General features: G+C 74.2%; 16 protein-coding genes. 11 read left to right on the plus strand and 5 right to left on the minus strand.

From position 1 onward, the window contains the following. The first annotated feature begins 61 nt into the window (after positions 1 to 61). The 5 genes from rimO (at position 62) to ACFWP3_RS04145 (ending at position 3,656) form a co-directional block, all read left to right on the plus strand. Positions 62 to 1,555, plus strand: a complete 1,494-nt coding sequence (gene rimO, locus ACFWP3_RS04125) for a 30S ribosomal protein S12 methylthiotransferase RimO (protein ID WP_384215932.1) — start codon at positions 62 to 64, stop codon at positions 1,553 to 1,555. Next, positions 1,552 to 2,208, plus strand: a complete 657-nt coding sequence (pgsA, locus tag ACFWP3_RS04130) for a CDP-diacylglycerol--glycerol-3-phosphate 3-phosphatidyltransferase (protein WP_384215934.1) — start codon at positions 1,552 to 1,554, stop codon at positions 2,206 to 2,208. The genes rimO and pgsA overlap by 4 nt, the downstream gene beginning before the upstream one ends. Before the next feature lie 29 nt (positions 2,209 to 2,237). Beyond that, complete coding sequence (locus ACFWP3_RS04135; protein ID WP_384215936.1) at positions 2,238 to 2,771, plus strand: CinA family protein; 534 nt, start codon at positions 2,238 to 2,240, stop codon at positions 2,769 to 2,771. Between the two features lie 109 nt (positions 2,772 to 2,880). Then, entirely contained in the window at positions 2,881 to 3,261 is a 381-nt protein-coding gene (locus tag ACFWP3_RS04140) for a helix-turn-helix domain-containing protein (protein WP_384215938.1), read from the plus strand. A gap of 143 nt (positions 3,262 to 3,404) precedes the next feature. Beyond that, positions 3,405 to 3,656 carry a hypothetical protein gene (locus tag ACFWP3_RS04145; RefSeq protein WP_384215940.1) on the plus strand — a complete coding sequence of 84 codons (252 nt, stop codon included), beginning with the start codon at positions 3,405 to 3,407 and terminating at the stop codon, positions 3,654 to 3,656. Here ACFWP3_RS04145 and ACFWP3_RS04150 read toward each other — a convergent pair. Continuing rightward, positions 3,604 to 4,368, minus strand: coding sequence for an SDR family NAD(P)-dependent oxidoreductase (locus tag ACFWP3_RS04150; RefSeq protein WP_384215943.1), 765 nt, complete (start codon positions 4,366 to 4,368; stop codon positions 3,604 to 3,606). The two genes, ACFWP3_RS04145 and ACFWP3_RS04150, sit on opposite strands and share 53 nt — an antisense overlap. Before the next feature lie 36 nt (positions 4,369 to 4,404). Beyond that, positions 4,405 to 5,199 (minus strand): Fpg/Nei family DNA glycosylase, encoded by a 795-nt coding sequence (locus ACFWP3_RS04155; RefSeq protein ID WP_384215945.1) that lies wholly within the window; start codon positions 5,197 to 5,199, stop codon positions 4,405 to 4,407. A 188-nt stretch (positions 5,200 to 5,387) separates the two neighbouring features. On the opposite strand from ACFWP3_RS04155, the gene ACFWP3_RS04160 reads away from it, so the two are divergent. Continuing rightward, positions 5,388 to 6,095: an NADPH-dependent F420 reductase gene (locus ACFWP3_RS04160; RefSeq protein ID WP_384215947.1), complete on the plus strand. Its 708-nt coding sequence runs from the start codon at positions 5,388 to 5,390 to the stop codon at positions 6,093 to 6,095. 60 nt (positions 6,096 to 6,155) lie between these two features. On the opposite strand, the gene ACFWP3_RS04165 is transcribed toward ACFWP3_RS04160, so the two are convergent. Then, positions 6,156 to 10,745: an ATP-dependent helicase gene (locus ACFWP3_RS04165; RefSeq protein ID WP_384215949.1), complete on the minus strand. Its 4,590-nt coding sequence runs from the start codon at positions 10,743 to 10,745 to the stop codon at positions 6,156 to 6,158. Between the two features lie 80 nt (positions 10,746 to 10,825). Here ACFWP3_RS04165 and ACFWP3_RS04170 point away from each other — a divergent pair, with 80 nt between their 5' ends. The 3 genes from ACFWP3_RS04170 (at position 10,826) to ACFWP3_RS04180 (ending at position 12,835) form a co-directional block, all read left to right on the plus strand. Continuing rightward, the gene (locus tag ACFWP3_RS04170) at positions 10,826 to 11,668 is read left to right on the plus strand and encodes an AraC family transcriptional regulator (protein ID WP_384215951.1); all 843 of its coding nucleotides are present in this window, start codon (positions 10,826 to 10,828) and stop codon (positions 11,666 to 11,668) included. A gap of 154 nt (positions 11,669 to 11,822) precedes the next feature. Further along, positions 11,823 to 12,530: an AzlC family ABC transporter permease gene (locus ACFWP3_RS04175; RefSeq protein ID WP_384215953.1), complete on the plus strand. Its 708-nt coding sequence runs from the start codon at positions 11,823 to 11,825 to the stop codon at positions 12,528 to 12,530. After that, entirely contained in the window at positions 12,527 to 12,835 is a 309-nt protein-coding gene (locus ACFWP3_RS04180; protein ID WP_384215955.1) for an AzlD domain-containing protein, read from the plus strand. The genes ACFWP3_RS04175 and ACFWP3_RS04180 overlap by 4 nt, the downstream gene beginning before the upstream one ends. On the opposite strand, the gene ACFWP3_RS04185 is transcribed toward ACFWP3_RS04180, so the two are convergent. Then, entirely contained in the window at positions 12,804 to 13,760 is a 957-nt protein-coding gene (locus ACFWP3_RS04185; RefSeq protein WP_384215957.1) for a hypothetical protein, read from the minus strand. The genes ACFWP3_RS04180 and ACFWP3_RS04185 overlap by 32 nt on opposite strands. 81 nt (positions 13,761 to 13,841) lie before the next feature. Between ACFWP3_RS04185 and ACFWP3_RS04190 the strand changes: the two genes are divergently transcribed. Continuing rightward, the gene (locus tag ACFWP3_RS04190) at positions 13,842 to 14,036 is read left to right on the plus strand and encodes a DUF3046 domain-containing protein (protein ID WP_384215959.1); all 195 of its coding nucleotides are present in this window, start codon (positions 13,842 to 13,844) and stop codon (positions 14,034 to 14,036) included. A 348-nt stretch (positions 14,037 to 14,384) separates the two neighbouring features. Continuing rightward, positions 14,385 to 15,473, plus strand: coding sequence for an AI-2E family transporter (locus ACFWP3_RS04195; RefSeq protein ID WP_384216142.1), 1,089 nt, complete (start codon positions 14,385 to 14,387; stop codon positions 15,471 to 15,473). Here ACFWP3_RS04195 and ACFWP3_RS04200 read toward each other — a convergent pair. Further along, on the minus strand, positions 15,427 to 16,203 hold the full coding sequence (locus ACFWP3_RS04200) for a Clp protease N-terminal domain-containing protein (RefSeq protein WP_384215961.1): 777 nt from the start codon (positions 16,201 to 16,203) through the stop codon (positions 15,427 to 15,429). The genes ACFWP3_RS04195 and ACFWP3_RS04200 overlap by 47 nt on opposite strands. Between the last annotated feature and the right edge of the window lie 100 nt (positions 16,204 to 16,303).

The raw sequence follows: 16,303 nt of genomic DNA on the forward strand, positions 1-16,303 counted from the left end.
GATCTTGCTGTGAGGGGGCGTGAGTCGGGTGCCGCCGCCGGGACGAAGTAGTCTTGAGTCCATGCCCGAACGCCGTACCGTCGCCCTTGTCACTCTTGGCTGCGCCCGTAACGAGGTGGACTCGGAGGAGCTCGCAGGCCGCTTGGCGGCGGATGGCTGGGAGCTCGTCGAGGACGCCGCCGATGCGGACGTAGCCGTCGTCAACACCTGCGGCTTCGTCGAAGCCGCCAAAAAGGACTCCGTAGACGCCCTGCTCGAAGCCAATGATCTGAAGGATCACGGCAAGACGCAGGCCGTCGTCGCCGTCGGCTGTATGGCCGAGCGCTACGGCAAGGAACTCGCCGAAGCGCTTCCCGAGGCGGACGGTGTGCTCGGCTTCGACGACTACGCCGACATCTCGGACCGCCTGCAGACCATCCTCAACGGCGGCATCCACGCCTCCCACACCCCGCGCGACCGGCGCAAGCTGCTGCCGATCAGCCCGGCCGAGCGGCAGGCCGCCGACGTCTCCCTGCCGGGCCACGCCCAGGAGCCGGCCGAGGCCCCCGCCGACCTGCCGGAGGGGCTCGCGCCCGCCTCCGGGCCGCGCGCGCCGCTGCGCCGCCGCCTGGACAAGAGCCCGGTCGCCTCGGTCAAGCTGGCCTCCGGCTGCGACCGGCGCTGCTCCTTCTGCGCCATCCCGTCCTTCCGCGGCTCCTTCATCTCCCGCCGCCCCAGCGACGTGCTCGGCGAAACGCGCTGGCTCGCGGAGCAGGGCGTCAAGGAGATCATGCTGGTCTCCGAGAACAACACCTCGTACGGCAAGGACCTCGGCGACATCCGCCTGCTGGAGACCCTGCTGCCCGAGCTGGCCGAGGTCGACGGCATCGAGCGCGTCCGCGTGAGCTACCTCCAGCCCGCCGAGATGCGGCCCGGCCTGATCGACGTACTGACCTCGACCCCCAAGGTCGTGCCGTACTTCGACCTGTCCTTCCAGCACTCGGCCCCCGACGTGCTGCGCTCCATGCGCCGCTTCGGTGACACCGACCGGTTCTTGGAGCTGCTGGACACCATCCGCTCCAAGGCCCCGCAGGCCGGCGTGCGGTCCAACTTCATCGTCGGCTTCCCCGGCGAGAAGGAGTCGGACTTCGCCGAGCTGGAGCGTTTCCTCACCCACGCGCGCCTCGACGCCATCGGCGTCTTCGGCTACTCCGACGAGGACGGCACCGAGGCCGTCACGTACGACGGCAAGCTGGACGAGGAGACCATCGCCGAGCGGCTCGCCCACATGCAGCGGCTCGCCGAGGAGCTCACCTCGCAGCGCGCGGAGGAGCGGATCGGAGAGACGCTGGAGGTACTCGTCGAGACGGTCGTCCCGATCGACGAGGCGGAGGACGGCGAGGGTGCCTACGGGCGCGCCGCCCACCAGGCCCCCGAGACCGACGGGCAGGTCGTCTTCACGGACGGCGCCGGCCTGGTCCCCGGGCGTATCGTCACGGCGAAGGTGGTCGGCACCCTGGGTGTCGACCTGGTGGCCGAGCCCCTGGGCGCGGATCTTGAGGAGGCGGCCGGATGACCGGAGTCCCGGCATCTGCGGCGGGCGGGACCGGCCGCCGGCCCGCGCCCGGCGCGAAGCTGGGAGCCGCGGCGGTCAATCAGGCCAGCCTGTGGAACATCGCCAACATTCTGACGATGATCCGGCTCGTGCTGGTGCCGGGCTTCGTCTTCCTGCTGCTCGCCGAGGGCGGCTACGACCCGGCCTGGCGGGCCTGGGCGTGGGCGGCGTTCGCCGTCGCCATGATCACGGACATCTTCGACGGGCACCTGGCCCGCACGTACAACCTGGTCACGGACTTCGGCAAGATCGCCGACCCCATCGCCGACAAGGCGATCATGGGGTCGGCGCTGATCTGCCTGTCCTGGCTGGGCGACCTGCCGTGGTGGGTGACCGGGGTGATCCTCGGCCGCGAGCTCGGCATCACGCTCCTGCGCTTCTGGGTGATCCGCTACGGAGTGATTCCGGCCAGCCGGGGCGGCAAGCTGAAGACCCTGGCGCAGGGCACGGCCGTGGGCATGTACGTGCTCGCGCTGACCGGACCGCTGGCGACCTTGCGCTTCTGGGTGATGGCGGTCGCCGTCGTGCTGACCGTGGTCACCGGTTTGGACTACATCCGGCAGGCGGTCGTCCTGCGCCGCAAGGGCATCGAGGCGGAGCGGGCCGCCGGGTGACGGACGCGGCGGGGGAATCTCCGGGGGCGGTGGACGCGTCCGGAGCGGCCGACGGGGCCCGGGTGGCCGCGGAGGTGCTGCGGCTGCTCGCGGAGCGTGACCAGACCCTTGCCGTGGCCGAATCGCTGACCGGCGGGCTGGTGGCCGCCGAAATCACCGCCGTCCCCGGAGCCTCGAAGTCCTTCCGCGGCTCGGTCACGGCCTACGCGACGGAGCTCAAGCACCGGGTGCTGGGCGTGGACGCCGCGCTGCTGGCGGCCGAAGGCGCGGTGAACGCGCAGGTCGCGGCGGAGATGGCGGCGGGCGTGCGGGGCGTCATGGGCGCTTCGTGGGGAATCGCGACCACCGGAGTGGCCGGCCCCGACCCGCAGGACGGGCAGCCGGTGGGCACCGTTTTCGTGGCCGTGGCGGGTCCGGACGTCAGGAAAACGGCCCGGCTGAGGTTGAACGGCTCCCGTGCGGAAATTCGTAGGGAGAGTGCACGGACAGTGCTCGAACTTCTCTCAAGCCAACTCCGTGAGAATGCGCGGGGGCAGGATACGGAACAGAACGGGGGGATTTGATGTTTGCAGCCCTGAGTGAACACGACATCGCTCCCCGCACGGCCGCGGCGCGAGGCGGTACGGTGGGGCGTGAAGGATGCGGCTACACGGTCAGAGGAGGGAGCCACCGATGATTCTGCTCCGTCGCCTGCTGGGTGACGTGCTGCGTCGGCAGCGCCAGCGCCAGGGCCGTACTCTGCGCGAAGTCTCCTCGTCGGCCCGAGTTTCGCTCGGCTATCTCTCCGAGGTGGAGCGGGGGCAGAAGGAGGCATCCTCCGAGCTGCTCTCCGCGATCTGCGACGCGTTGGACGTACGGATGTCCGAGCTGATGCGCGAAGTCAGTGACGAACTGTCGCTGGCCGAGCTGGCACAGTCGGCCGCGGCAAGCGAACCGGTGAGCGTACCGGTCCGCCCGATGCTCAATTCGGTCTCCATGACTTCGGTCACGGCCGGACCGGAGCGGGTGACCATCAAGGCGCCTGCGGAAGCGGTGAATGTGGTAGCCGCGTGAGCGAGTACGTGCGCGTGTGAGTGTGGCCGGAGCCCCGGCCGGTGCCCAAGGCACCGGCCGGGGCTCCCGGCCGTTCTGGGTGCGGGCCGGGGGCGGGTGCGGGAGGATGGTGCGGTCCGGGCTCCGGCCCCTTGGAGGTAGCCGTGCGGCCATTACTGACAGCCTTCGCGTTGGCGGTGGGCGTGCTGTGGTGGTGGGCCGTGCTGCGGCTGGCCCTGGCGCCGGCGGAGTCCGGGCCGGTGGAGGGCGCGGTGGCCGTGGGGGGCTGGGGGCTGGGACTGCTTCCGGTGCACTGCGTCCCCGGCCCGGTGCGGCGCAGCAGGGCCGCCGGGGCGGCGGGCGCTACCAGGGCATCGACACTCCACCGTTCGGGCGCAGGATCTGGCCCGTCATGAAGGACGAGGCGTCCGAGGCCAGGTAGAGCACGGCCTGGGCGATGTCCTCGGGCTCGCCGACCCGGCGCAGCGGGGACATGCGGACCATGACCGCCTCGGTCTGCTCCTGGACCTCGGTGCCGTGCCGGCCGGTCATCGGGGTGCGGATCCAGCCCGGGGCGACGGCGTTGACCCGGATGCCGTGGGGTCCGGCCTCGGTGGCGAGGGTCTTGGTCAGCTGGACGACGGCGGCCTTGGCGGCGCTGTAGCAGAGCAGGCCGGGCTGGGCGGCGTCCACGGCCCCGGAGGCCATCGTGACGATCGAGCCGGGCCGGCCCGCCGCGATCATGGAGCGGGCGGCTTCCTGGCAGGTGCGCAGGACGCCCTTGAAGTTGATGTCCAGAACCCGGTCGAGGTCCTCGTCGGCGGTCTCCAGGACGCTGCTGGTGTGCATGACCCCGGCGATGGCCGCGGCGATGTCGAGCGGGCCCGCGGCGGAGACCGCGGCCTTCAGAGCGGTCCGGTCGGTGACGTCCAGGGCGTGGACGGTGGCGGCGCCGCCGGCCTTGGCCACGAGGGCGGCCGTCTCGGCGAGCCCCTGTTCGTCGCGGTCCGCGCAGTGCACGTGTGCGCCCGCGCCGGCGAGCAGGACGGCGGTGGCGCGGCCGATGCCGCTCGCCGCGCCGGTGATCAGGGCGGTGCGGCCGGTGAGGTCGTACGAGGCTGTGGGCATGCCGGGACCGTACGAGCGCATCTGACGGCCAGTCAACTAGCCGGTCGGGCCGGATTGGCACCGGGGGCACCAGTACGTGGGGCGGCCGTCCTGCGGGGCCTCGCGGATCGGGGTGCCGCAGCGCAGGCAGGGGCGGTGGGCGCGGCCGTACACGAAGAGGTCCTGGCCCCGGCGGTGGCTGCCGGTGGTGTTGCGGGGGCCGGGCCGGTCGCCGGTGTTCGCGGCCAGCAGGCGGTGGGCGGCGGCGGCCAGCCGGGGCAGGGTGGCCTGCGGGAGCGTGCCGACGGGGGTCCAGGGGGTGACGCGGGCCAGGAAGCACAGCTCGGCCTTGTAGATGTTGCCGATCCCGGCGAGGTTGCGCTGGTCGACCAGGGCCTCGCCGAGGGGGCGGCCGGGGGCGGCGAGGAGGTTGGCGGCGGCCCGGTCCGGGTCCCAGTCGGGGCCGAGCAGGTCGGGGCCGAGGTGGCCCACGGCCCGGTCCTCGTCGGCGGTGCGGATCAGTTCGAGGACGGGGAGGCGGTAGCCGACGGCGGTGTCGTCGGCGGTGCCGAGGACCGCCCGGATCTCGTACGAGGGCCCGCCGTGCCATGTCGCGCCCGCGGGGAAGACGTGCCAGGCGCCGTCCATGCGCAGATGGCTGTGCAGGGTGAGGCCGCCCTCGAAGCGGGCGAGGAGGTGCTTGCCGCGCGGGGTGACGCCGAGGGTGGTGCGGCCGGTGAGGTCGGCCGTGGCGAAGCGGGGGACGCGCAGGTCGCTGAGGGTGAGGGGCTTGCCGGCGAGGGCGCTGTGGAGTCGGGACGCCGCGCGCCGGACGCTGTCTCCTTCGGGCATGACGCCATTGTCCCGCCGGGGGGCGGGTCGGGGGCCTGCGGCCCGCGCCTCGCGCCCGGTGGGGGCCCTTCGGCCGCTTCGGCGATCCGCTGCCCCCGGTTCGGGTCGTGTCGGCGGGGTCCCGCGGGCTTCGTCGGTCACTTTGGTCAGGTGTCGCAGTCGCCGGGGGGAACGAACAGGAGAGAGCCATGAAGATCGCAGTCCTCGGCACCGGCGGCGGTGGGCGCGCGCACGCCGCCCGGCTCCTGGAGCTCGGCCACGAGGTGGTCGTCGGTACCCGAGACTCGCAGGCCACGCTGGGGCGGACCGAGCCCGACTTCATGGGCATCGAGCCCTTCGGGCAGTGGCTCGCCGGCTACCCGGGCATCGAGCTCATGAACTTCGCCGACGCCGCCGACCGCGCCGACTTCGTGATCAACGGGATCGACGGGGCCAGCGCCGTGCGGGTCCTGGGCGGCATCGGCGGGCACCTGGCCGGGAAGACCGTCATGGACTACGCCGTTCCGTTCATCTACAACCCGGAGCGGGCCCATCCCTGGCCCACTCCCTGGGGAGTCATGCCGGCCCTCGACCCGGTGGACTCCGACAGCCTCGGCGAACGCATCCAGCGGGCCGTGCCGCGGGCCCGCGTGGTGAAGGCGGGAGTCACCCAGGAGCAGGAGACCGTGGTGAACCCGCGGGCCGTCGGCGGCGGCGACCACACGATGTTCATCGCTGGCGAGGACGCCGCCGCGAAGCAGCAGGTCACCGAGGTGCTGCGGGCGTACGGCTGGCAGGACGTCCTCGACCTCGGCCCGCTCGTCTCCTCCCGGGGCATGGAGATGTACGCCCACATGCACAGCGCGATCCAGTTCGCACTCGGCGGCGCCCGCTTCGGGATGAAGGTGGTCCGCTGACCGGTCGGGTGGTCCGCTGATCAGTGGGGCGGTCTGCCGGCCAGTGGGGTGGTCCGCCGTTCAGTTCCGCAGCCGCAGCCCCCTCGGGGTCGCGTGGAACCCGGCCTCCTCGAGTGACCGGCCCAGCGGAGAGGTCAGCGACGGGGAGGCGTTGATGCGCTCCACCGTCAGCGCCGGGAGCGTGCCCGCGCGGGCGGCCGCCGCCAGCGTCCCGACGGCCGCCTCCAGACGGGGATCGCCCGCCTCCGGCCAGGCGAGGAGGGTCTTGCCGCCGCGCTCCAGATACAGGGTGAGCTCGCCGTCGACCAGGACCACCAGGGAGCCCGCCTTGCGGCCCGGCTTGTTCGTGGCCCCCGTCGGAGGCTCCGGCCAGGGCAGCGCCGCCCCGTACGCGTTCGCCGGATCCGCGGCCGCCAGGACCACCGCCGCCAGCGGGGGTGGGGTCCGCTCGGCGGCCCGCAGCCGGTCCACGGCCCCGTCCATCGCGAACTGGGCCGCGCCGAGCCCCTCGACCACATAGCCCCGGCGGGCCTGGCCGCTGTCCTCGAACGCCGACAGGACGCGGTAGACCGCGCTGAACCCGCCCTCCACGCCCTCGGCGGCGACCGCGCCCCGGGTCACCACCCCGTGCCGGTCCAGCAGGGTCCTGGCGAGCGCGTGGGCCCGGTGGGTCGGGTCGGGGGCTTGGGACGGCAGCAGGGACCAGCGGCCCGAGACCGTGGGCGGGCCCGTACGGGACACGGTCGCGCTGAGCGTGCCGTACCGTCCGCGCGGGACCGTGCGCCGGGCCCGGTGGGCCGTCGAACCCGCCGTGCGGCCCGAGCCGAGCAGGGACCGCAGCGGGCCCAGGGTGTCATTGGTGAGCCGGCCCGACCAGGCCAGGTCCCACACCGCCTCCGACAGCGCGACGTCGGAGGTCTCCGGGACCGCGGCCCGCACGGACTCGGCGATCTGGCGGAAGAACAGGCCGTATCCGCCCGAGAGGCAGTCCAGGACCGCATGGTGGAGCGGTCCGAGCTCCAGCGGGTGCGGCGGGGGCAGGAGCAGCGGAGCGGCCTCCGCCAGGTACAGGGAGACCCAGCCGTCCTTGCCCGGGAGGGCTCCGGCGCCCGCCCAGACCACCTCGCCCGCCGTGGTCAGCTCGTCCAGCAGGCCGGGGGAGTAGCCGCTGACCCGGGACGGGAGGATCAGGCGCTCCAGCGCCGAGGCCGGGACCGGGGCCCCCTGGAGCTGCTCCACGGCCCGGGCCAGGCCGTCGATGCCGCGCAGGGCGCCGCCCAGGTGCTGCCACTGCGGCAGGAACGTGGCCAGCGAGGCCGGCGGGACCGGCTCCAGCTCCTGGCGCAGCGCCGCCAGCGAACGGCGGCGGAGCCTGCGCAGCACCGTCGCGTCGCACCACTCCTGGCCGATGCCCGCCGGATGGAACTCGCCCTCGACCACCCGACCGGCCGCCGCCAGCCGGTGCAGGGCGCCCTCGGTGACCGCCGGGCCCAGGCCGAAGCGGGCGGCGACGGCGGCCGTGGTGAACGGCCCGTGGGTGCGGGCGTACCGGGCGAGCAGGTCCCCCAGCGGGTCCTTGACCGGCTCGGTGAAGGCCTCCGGGACGCCGACGGGCAGCGCCGTGCCCAGGGCGTCGCGCAGCCGGCCCGCGTCCTCGATCGCCGCCCAGTGGTCCGCGCCGCCGATCCGGACCCGGATGGCCCGGCGCGCCGCGGCCAGCCCGGCCGCCCAGTCGGGCTCGGCCCCGCGGCCGGCCAGCTCGGCCTCGGTCAGCGGCCCCAGCAGCCGCAGCAGGTCGGCCACCGACTCGGCGTCCTTGGCCCGGCGGTCCTCGGTGAGCCACTGGAGCTCCCGCTCCAGCTCCTCCAGGACCTCCGCGTCGAGCAGTTCGCGCAGCTCCGCCTGGCCCAGCAGCTCGGCCAGCAGCCGGGAGTCCAGCGACAGCGCGGCCGCCCTGCGCTCGGCGAGGGGCGAGTCGCCCTCGTAGAGGAACTGGGCCACATACCCGAACAGGAGGGAGCGGGCGAACGGCGAGGGCTCGGGGGTGGTGACCTCGACCAGGCGGACCCGGCGGGCCTCGATGTCGCCCATCAGCTCGGTGAGGCCGGGCACGTCGAAGACGTCCTGGAGGCATTCGCGTACGGCTTCCAGCACGATCGGGAACGAACCGAACTCCGAGGCCACCTGGAGCAGTTGCGAAGCGCGCTGGCGCTGCTGCCACAGCGGGGTGCGCTTGCCCGGGCTGCGCCGCGGCAGCAGCAGGGCGCGGGCCGCGCACTCGCGGAAGCGGGAGGCGAACAGCGCCGAGCCGCCGACCTGGTCGGTCACCAGCTGGGTGACGTCGCCCCGGTCGAAGGCGACATCGGCCGCGCCGAGCGGGGCCTGCTCGTCGTCGAACTCGAACGGCGCCGGTGCGGTGGGGTCGTGGTCCAGCAGGTCCATGGAGAGCAGGTCGGCATCCGGCAGGCGCAGCACGATCCCGTCGTCGGCGTGCATGACCTGCGCGTCCATGCCGTACTTCTCGGCGAGCCGGGCGCCCAGCGCCAGCGCCCACGGCGCGTGCACCTGGGCGCCGAAGGGGGAGTGGACGACGACCCGCCAGTCGCCGAGCTCGTCGCGGAACCGCTCGACCACGATGGTCCGGTCGTCCGGCACGTGACCGCAGGCCTCGCGCTGCTCGGCGAGGTACGCCAGCACGTTCTCCGCGGCCCACGCGTCCAGCCCGGCCGCCAGCAGCCGCAGCCGGGCGTCCTCGTCGCCGAGGCCGCCCAGCTCGCGGAGGAACGCGCCGACCGCGCGGCCCAGTTCGAGCGGCCGGCCCAGCTGGTCGCCCTTCCAGAACGGCAGCCGGCCCGGCACACCGGGCGCCGGGGTCACCAGGACCCGGTCCCGGGTGATGTCCTCGATCCGCCACGAGGTGGTGCCGAGGGTGAACACGTCCCCCACGCGGGACTCGTAGACCATCTCCTCGTCGAGCTCCCCGACCCGGCCGCCGCCCTTCTTGGGATCGGATCCGGCGAGGAAGACGCCGAAGAGGCCGCGGTCGGGAATGGTGCCGCCGGAGGTGACCGCGAGGCGCTGGGCGCCGGGCCGGCCGGTGACCGTCCCGGCCACGCGGTCCCACACCACCCGGGGTCTGAGCTCAGCGAACGCGTCCGAGGGATAGCGGCCCGCCAGCATGTCCAGCACCGCCGTGAACGCCGACTCCGGCAGCGCGGCGAAGGGCGCCGCCCGCCGGACCAGCGCGAGCAGGTCGTCCAGCTGCCAGGTGTCCATCGCCACCATCGCGACCAGCTGCTGCGCCAGGACGTCCAACGGGTTCGACGGGACGCGCAGGGACTCGATGGAGCCGGTGCGCATCCGCTCGGTGACCACGGCCGCCTGCACCAGGTCACCCCGGTACTTGGGGAAGACCACACCGGTGGAGACCGCGCCCACCTGGTGCCCGGCGCGGCCCACCCGCTGCAGCCCGGAGGCCACCGAGGGCGGGGACTCCACCTGCACCACCAGGTCCACCGCGCCCATGTCGATGCCCAGCTCCAGGCTGGACGTCGCGACCACGGCGGGCAGCCGGCCCGCCTTCAGATCCTCCTCCACCAGCGCCCGCTGCTCCTTGGACACCGAGCCGTGGTGCGCGCGGGCCATGAGCGGGGGCGCGCCGAGGGCGGCGCCGGACTGGGCCATGACCTCCGCCGGGGGAGCGCCCTCGGGCAGCCGCTCGCCCAGCGCGCGCTCGTACGCGATCTCATTGAGCCGGTTGCACAGCCGCTCGGCGAGGCGCCGGGAGTTGGCGAACACGATCGTGGAGCGGTGCGCCTGCACCAGATCCGCGATCCGCTCCTCCACATGCGGCCAGATGGACGGCTTGTCCCCGCCCTCCCGGCCCTCGGTGGCCGGCGAGCCCCCCAACTCGCCCATGTCCTGCACCGGGACGACCACCGACAGGTCGAACTCCTTGGCCGACGGCGGCTGCACGATCTCCACCCGGCCGCGCGGCGCGAGGTACCGGGCCACCTCGTCCACCGGCCGGACCGTCGCCGACAGCCCGATCCGGCGCGCCGGGCGCGGCAGCAGCTCGTCCAGCCGCTCCAGGGACAGGGCGAGGTGGGCGCCGCGCTTGGTCCCGGCCACGGCGTGCACCTCGTCCAGGATCACGGTCTCGATCCCCGACAGGGCGTCCCGGGCGGCCGAGGTCAGCATCAGGAACAGCGACTCGGGCGTGGTGATGAGGATGTCCGGCGGGCGGGTGGCCAGCGCCCGGCGCTCGGCGGGCGGGGTGTCGCCCGAGCGGATCCCGACCCGGATCTCCGGCTCGGGCAGACCGAGGCGGACGGACTCCTGCCGGATCCCCGTCAGCGGACTGCGCAGGTTGCGCTCCACGTCCACGGCCAGGGCCTTCAGCGGCGACACGTACAGCACGCGGCAGCGCTTGCGGGCCTCGGCCGGGGGCGGGGACGAGGCCAGCCGGTCCAGGGCGGCCAGGAAGGCGGCCAGCGTCTTGCCCGAACCGGTGGGCGCCACCACCAGCACGTCGGAGCCCTGCCCGATCGCCCGCCAGGCACCCTCCTGCGCGGAGGTGGGCGAACGGAAGGCCCCCGTGAACCAGGAGCGGGTCGCGGGGGAGAACGAGGCGAGCGCGGAGCCGGACATGCCCCCATCGTGCACCCCGGCACTGACAACGGGCCGGACCTGCGCGAACGCCCCCGGCCCGACGGGCGCAGAATGGGGTGATGGGGACGGACGAGGGGCGCCGGGAGTGGGCCCGGCACTGGCAGTACCCGGAACTGCCCGGGCTGGACCTGCTGCGCGCCCACTACGTGCGCCACACCTTCCCGCGCCACGCCCACGACGGATACGTCATCGCGGCCGTCACCGGCGGCATCGAGGAGATCGGCCTGCCCGGCGGCACTGTGCGGGCCGGGCCGGGCAGCGTGGTCCTGATCAACCCCGAGGTGGCGCACACCGCGCGTGCCGGGGTGCCGGAGGGCTGGGCCTACGCCACCCTCTACCCCTCCCGCGGCCTGATCACCGAGGTCGCCGCCGAGATCGGCACGCTGCGTGGGACCCCTGGATTCACCGCCGACATGGTCGCCGACGCGCAGGGCTCCCGGGTGATCGCCGAGGTGCACCGGGCCGCCGAGGCCGGAAACGCGCTGGCCGCCGACACGCTGCTGCGGGGTGTGGTGGCGCGGATGCTCAGCCGCCACGCGGGCCCGCTGCCCGCCCGTACGGCCCGCCGCGCGGGCGCCGCCGACGCCGAGCGGGCCCGGGCCGTGCTGGAGGACCGGATGGCCGATCCGCCGTCGCTGGAGCAGCTCGCGGCCGAACTGGGGACGAGCCCGTTCGCCCTGCTCAGGGCCTTCCGGGAGCGGTTCGGGATGCCGCCGCACACCTGGCTGACCGACGCCCGGGTCCGGCGGGCGCGCCGGCTCCTCGACGCGGGGAACCCGCCCGCGGAAGCGGCCGTCACCGTCGGCTTCAGCGACCAGCCGCACCTGAACCGGCACTTCACCCGCATCGTCGGCGTCCCGCCGGGCGCGTACCGGCGGGAGCGGGCGGCGGGCCGGGCCTAAGGGCGTCGCGGGTCCCGGGCACGGGATGTCGCGGGTCCCGGACATGGGATGTCGCGGGCCCGGACATGGGATGTCGCGGGCCCGGGCGGGCGCAAGAACGTACAAGACCGCCGGGCCGGACCCCGCATAGCTTCGGGGCGTGGGAGAACAGCGGATGATCACAGAGGACGAGACGCGGGAGAGCGCGGTGGCGCCCGGGCGGCCGCGCGCCGCCGTCGTGCGCGACGCACTCGGGGTGGGGGTGGCCGTCGGACTGTCCGGGTTCGCGTTCGGCGTCACCGCCGCGGGAGCCGGCATCAGCGTGCTCCAGGCGTGCGTGCTGAGCCTGCTCGTCTTCACCGGCGCCTCGCAGTTCGCGCTGGTCGGGGCGCTGGCGGCCGGCGGCAACCCGTTCACCGCCGCCGCCGGGGCCTTCTTCCTCGGGACGCGCAACGCCTTCTACGGGCTGCGGCTGTCCCAGCTGCTCGCCCTGCCGCGCGCCGTCCGGCCGCTCGCCGCGCACTGGGTGATCGACGAGACCACCGCCGTCGCGCTGGCCCAGCCGGACCGCAGGTCCGCCCGGCTCGGCTTCACCGTCACCGGGCTCAGCCTCTACGTGCTGTGGAACCTCACCACCCTGCTCGGCGCGCTCGGCGCGGAGGCCATCGGCGACACCGCCGCGTGGGGGCTGGACGCCGCCGGGCCCGCCGTGTTCCTCGCCCTCCTCGCGCCGATGCTCAAGACCGGCACCGAGCGGGCCGTCGCCGCCCTCGCACTCGTCCTCGGGCTGGGATTCCTGCCCGTGCTGCCCGCCGGGGTGCCCGTGCTGATCGCCGCGCTGGCCGCGCCCGCCGTGCTGTGGATGAAGGGACGCCGCTCGTGACCGTCTGGATCGCCATCGGACTGACCGTCCTCGGCTGCTACGCAGTCAAGCTCGCCGGGCTGCTCGTGCCCGCCGGGGCCCTGGAACGGCCGCTGGTGCGCCGGCTCGCCGCCCTGCTGCCGGTGGCGCTGCTCGCGGCGCTCACCGCCCAGCAGACCTTCAGCACCGGCAGCGCCCTCGTCGTCGACGCCCGCGCCGCCGGGCTCGCGGCCGCCGGGCTCGCCCTGCTGCTGCGCGCGCCCTTCCTGCTCGTGGTCGCGGCCGCCGTCGTCGTCACCGCGGGGGTACGGGCCCTCGGGGGCTGACCCCGGCCGCCAGGCGCCCGTACGCGCGCAGCGTCAGCAGGGCCTCCAGCGTGGCGATCGGCCGCCGCTCCAGCGAGCTGCCCGGCGCCCAGGCCCGGCGGCGCACCGGCCAGCCGCCGTCCGCCTGCTGCTCCGAGGCCAGGAAGTCCAGCGCCCTGGCCATCTCCCGGTCGGTGAACCAGCTCCGGGCCGACGACTCCGGGCGGCGGGCGAAGTCGTAGGCGTACAGGTGCTCGCCCGGCGCGTAGCCGGGGAACAGCGGGTGCTGCGAGCGGCGCCACGGGTCGAGGACCACGAGGTTCTGCTCGCGCACCAGCCGCCCCAGCCGGTCCGCGGCCGCCGTGGCCCGGGCCCGGTCGGGGGCGCCGTCGAGGAAGGCCACCGCGCTCTGGACCTCGTACGGATGCGAGTGGCGCATGGTCTCGATGCGGTCCCAGCAGAAGTCCGTGGCCCGGAAGAGCCAGGCGTGCCACACCCGGTTGCGGTGCAGCAGGCCGACGACCGGGCCCGTGGCCAGCAGCTCGCCGGGCGGGTCGTCGTAGGCCGGGTGGTAGGGGGCGGCCGGGTAGCCGCGCGGGGCCGGCGAGACCACCGGGAGGGCGCCCTCCGCGGTGGAGACCCCGGTCAGGTGGCGGCAGAGCCGCTCGATGCGCTGCCCGGCGCAGCGGCCCAGGCTGTCCAGCACGCGCAGCGCGTGCGCGGTGTGCAGGGGGTGGCTGAGCGGACCGCGCAGATCCGGATCGAGGGCGTGCCCGTAGCCGCCGTCGCCGTTGAGGTAGGAGCCGAGGGCGGTGTCCACCGGGTCGGCGTCTCCTCCGAGGAAGTGGAACGCGAACCGCCGCTGCTCCAGCACGCGCGCCGTGAGCCAGATGAACTGCTCGGCGCGGGCCAGCGGGGTCGGCGCGGAAGCTTCGTCTCCAGACATGCGTGCAACGTAGGGCGCGCCGCGGCGGCGGGGAGGGCCGAACGCGGCCGGTGCACTCTCCCGGGGCGGGATACTGGAGGCATGCGGTTGACGATTTTCTGGGAGCGGATGGCCGAGCACTTCGGAGCGGGGTACGCCGACTCCTTCGCGCGGGACCACGTCATGGCGGAGCTGGGCGGCCGGACCGTCCACCAGGCGCTGGACGCCGGCTGGGAGGCCAAGGACGTGTGGCGCGCGGTCTGTTCGGCGGTGGACGTGCCGGCCTCGCTGCGCTGACGCCCGGTGGGACGCGGAGCCACGCGTCGCGCGGGCGGGTCTTCGCGTCCCTCGCGGTGCGAGCCGTGTTCGCGCGCGCGGGCACCGCTTCGTGGTGCGGGCTGCCGGTGGGACAGACTGGGCCGCGTGGCAGCCAGTGATGAGACGACACCCGATCAGCCCGCAGACTCCCACGGCGTGACGCAGCCGCCGCCGGCCGGGCCCGCCTCGCAGGCCGCGCCCGCCGGCCCCGGAATACCGCCCGCCGGCCCCACCGGGGCGGCCGGGGCCGGGCCGGCGGGCGGCGCGGGGACGGCCGGGGCCGGGAGCCCGCCGGCCGCCGCGCCCCCCGGCAGGGACGAGGCGCGGATGCCGCGCTGGCTGCCGCGCGCCGTGATCCTCGTACTGGCCCTCGTCGCCTGCTTCCAGCTCGGCAGCTGGGCCTTCCACCAGCTGATCGGGCTGCTCGTCAACATCCTGATCGCGTTCTTCCTCGCGCTCGCGATCGAACCCGCGGTGTCCCGGATGGCGGCCCGCGGCCTGCGCCGCGGGCTCGCCACCTTCCTGGTGTTCCTCGCGGTCTTCATCACGGCCGCGGGCTTCCTCACGCTGCTCGGCTCGATGCTCGCCGGGCAGATCATCGAGATGGTGGAAGGCTTCCCGGGCTACCTCGACCGGGTGATCAACTCGATCAACGACACCTTCCACACCGACCTGTCCCGGCTGGAGATCCAGGACAGCATGCTGCGCTCCGACTGGCTGCGGAAGTACGTGCAGAACAGCGCGACCGGCGTGCTCGACGTGTCCGCCACCGTGATCGGCGGACTCTTCAAGCTGCTGACGATCGGCCTGTTCTCCTTCTACTTCGCCGCCGACGGACCGCGGCTGCGGCGCGCCCTGTGCTCCGTACTGCCGCCCGCCAAGCAGGCCGAGGTGCTGCGCGCCTGGGAGATCGCCGTCGCCAAGACGGGCGGCTACCTCTACTCGCGCGGACTGATGGCGCTGATCTCCGGCATCGCGCACTACATCCTGCTGGTGATCCTCGGAGTGCCGTACGCGCCCGCGCTCGCCGTGTGGGTGGGACTGGTCTCCCAGTTCATCCCCACCATCGGCACCTACCTCGCGGGCGCGCTGCCGATCCTGATCGCCTTCGCCGTCGACCCCTGGTACGCGCTGTACGTCCTCGGATTCGTGGTGGTCTACCAGCAGTTCGAGAACTACGTCCTGCAGCCGAAGCTGACCTCGAAGACCGTGGACATCCATCCGGCGGTCGCCTTCGGATCGGTCGTCGCGGGCACCGCCCTGCTGGGCGCGGTCGGGGCGCTCATCGCCATCCCGGCCATCGCCACGCTGCAGGCCTTCCTCGGCGCGTACGTGAAGAGGTACGAGCTGACGCGGGACGCCGACGCCTCTACTGCGCGGCCTCGCCGCCGAGTACCGCTGCCAAGGCTTCGGTGACGGCGGCCTCGACGGCGTTCTTGTCCACCCCGAGGCCGGTCAGCAGGCCCTCGCCGTGCTCCTGCTCCAGGAGCGCGAGGAGCAGGTGCTCCGTGCCCACGTAGCCGTGGCCCAGGCGCAGGGCCTCGCGGAAGGTGAGCTCCAGGGCCTTCTTGGCGGAGGCGTCGAAGGGGATGAGGTCGGGGACGTCCGCCGCGGCCGGGGGCAGGGCGGCGGTGGCCGGGGGCAGGGCGGCGGTGGCCGCGGCGCGTACGGCGTCGGCCGCGACCCCTTGGGCGGTCAGGGCGAGCGCCGCGAGGCCCTCGGGCTCGGAGAGCAGGCCGAGGACGAGGTGCTCGGTGCGGATCTCGGTGTTGCCGGCGGCGCGGGCCTCGTTCTGCGCGACGACCACGACGTTGCGGGCGCGGGGGGTGAACCGGCCGAAGCCCTGGTTGGGGTCGAGGCCGGGGTCGCCCTCCTTGTCGGCCTTGGGCACGAAGCGCTTCTGGGCGGCCTGGCGGGTGACGCCCATGCTGCGGCCGATGTCGGTCCAGGAGGCACCGGAGCGGCGGGCCTGGTCCACGAAGTGGCCGATGAGGTGGTCGGCGACGTCGCCCAGGGCCTCGGCGGCGACGACGGCGCCGCTGAGCTGCTCCAGGGTGTCCGTGTGGACCTTCTTGATGGCCTCGATGAGGTCGTCGAGGCGAACCGGATTGGTCATGCGAACGGGTTCCACGGAAGGGTTCGTCATGGGTGCAACCGTAGGTTGACAGTCGAGAGGGTGTCAACCCGCGGTTGTCACTTGGCGGGTCCGTGGACTCTTGCGGACCTTTGCGGATCCCTGCTTCGCG

It is taken from the genome of Streptomyces sp. NPDC058525 (assembly GCF_042719495.1).
Classification (GTDB): domain Bacteria; phylum Actinomycetota; class Actinomycetes; order Streptomycetales; family Streptomycetaceae; genus Streptomyces.

Coding starts and splice junctions, on each gene's coding strand:
- ACFWP3_RS04160 (WP_384215947.1), top strand. CDS start 5,388: ATGAAGATCGCAGTCCTCGGCACCGGCGGCGGTGGGCGCGCGCACGCC.
- ACFWP3_RS04150 (WP_384215943.1), bottom strand. CDS start 4,368: ATGCCCACAGCCTCGTACGACCTCACCGGCCGCACCGCCCTGATCACC.
- rimO (WP_384215932.1), top strand. CDS start 62: ATGCCCGAACGCCGTACCGTCGCCCTTGTCACTCTTGGCTGCGCCCGT.
- ACFWP3_RS04185 (WP_384215957.1), bottom strand. CDS start 13,760: ATGTCTGGAGACGAAGCTTCCGCGCCGACCCCGCTGGCCCGCGCCGAG.
- ACFWP3_RS04170 (WP_384215951.1), top strand. CDS start 10,826: ATGGGGACGGACGAGGGGCGCCGGGAGTGGGCCCGGCACTGGCAGTAC.
- ACFWP3_RS04190 (WP_384215959.1), top strand. CDS start 13,842: ATGCGGTTGACGATTTTCTGGGAGCGGATGGCCGAGCACTTCGGAGCG.
- ACFWP3_RS04155 (WP_384215945.1), bottom strand. CDS start 5,199: ATGCCCGAAGGAGACAGCGTCCGGCGCGCGGCGTCCCGACTCCACAGC.
- ACFWP3_RS04175 (WP_384215953.1), top strand. CDS start 11,823: ATGATCACAGAGGACGAGACGCGGGAGAGCGCGGTGGCGCCCGGGCGG.
- ACFWP3_RS04195 (WP_384216142.1), top strand. CDS start 14,385: ATGCCGCGCTGGCTGCCGCGCGCCGTGATCCTCGTACTGGCCCTCGTC.
- ACFWP3_RS04200 (WP_384215961.1), bottom strand. CDS start 16,203: ATGACGAACCCTTCCGTGGAACCCGTTCGCATGACCAATCCGGTTCGC.
- pgsA (WP_384215934.1), top strand. CDS start 1,552: ATGACCGGAGTCCCGGCATCTGCGGCGGGCGGGACCGGCCGCCGGCCC.
- ACFWP3_RS04165 (WP_384215949.1), bottom strand. CDS start 10,745: ATGTCCGGCTCCGCGCTCGCCTCGTTCTCCCCCGCGACCCGCTCCTGG.
- ACFWP3_RS04140 (WP_384215938.1), top strand. CDS start 2,881: ATGATTCTGCTCCGTCGCCTGCTGGGTGACGTGCTGCGTCGGCAGCGC.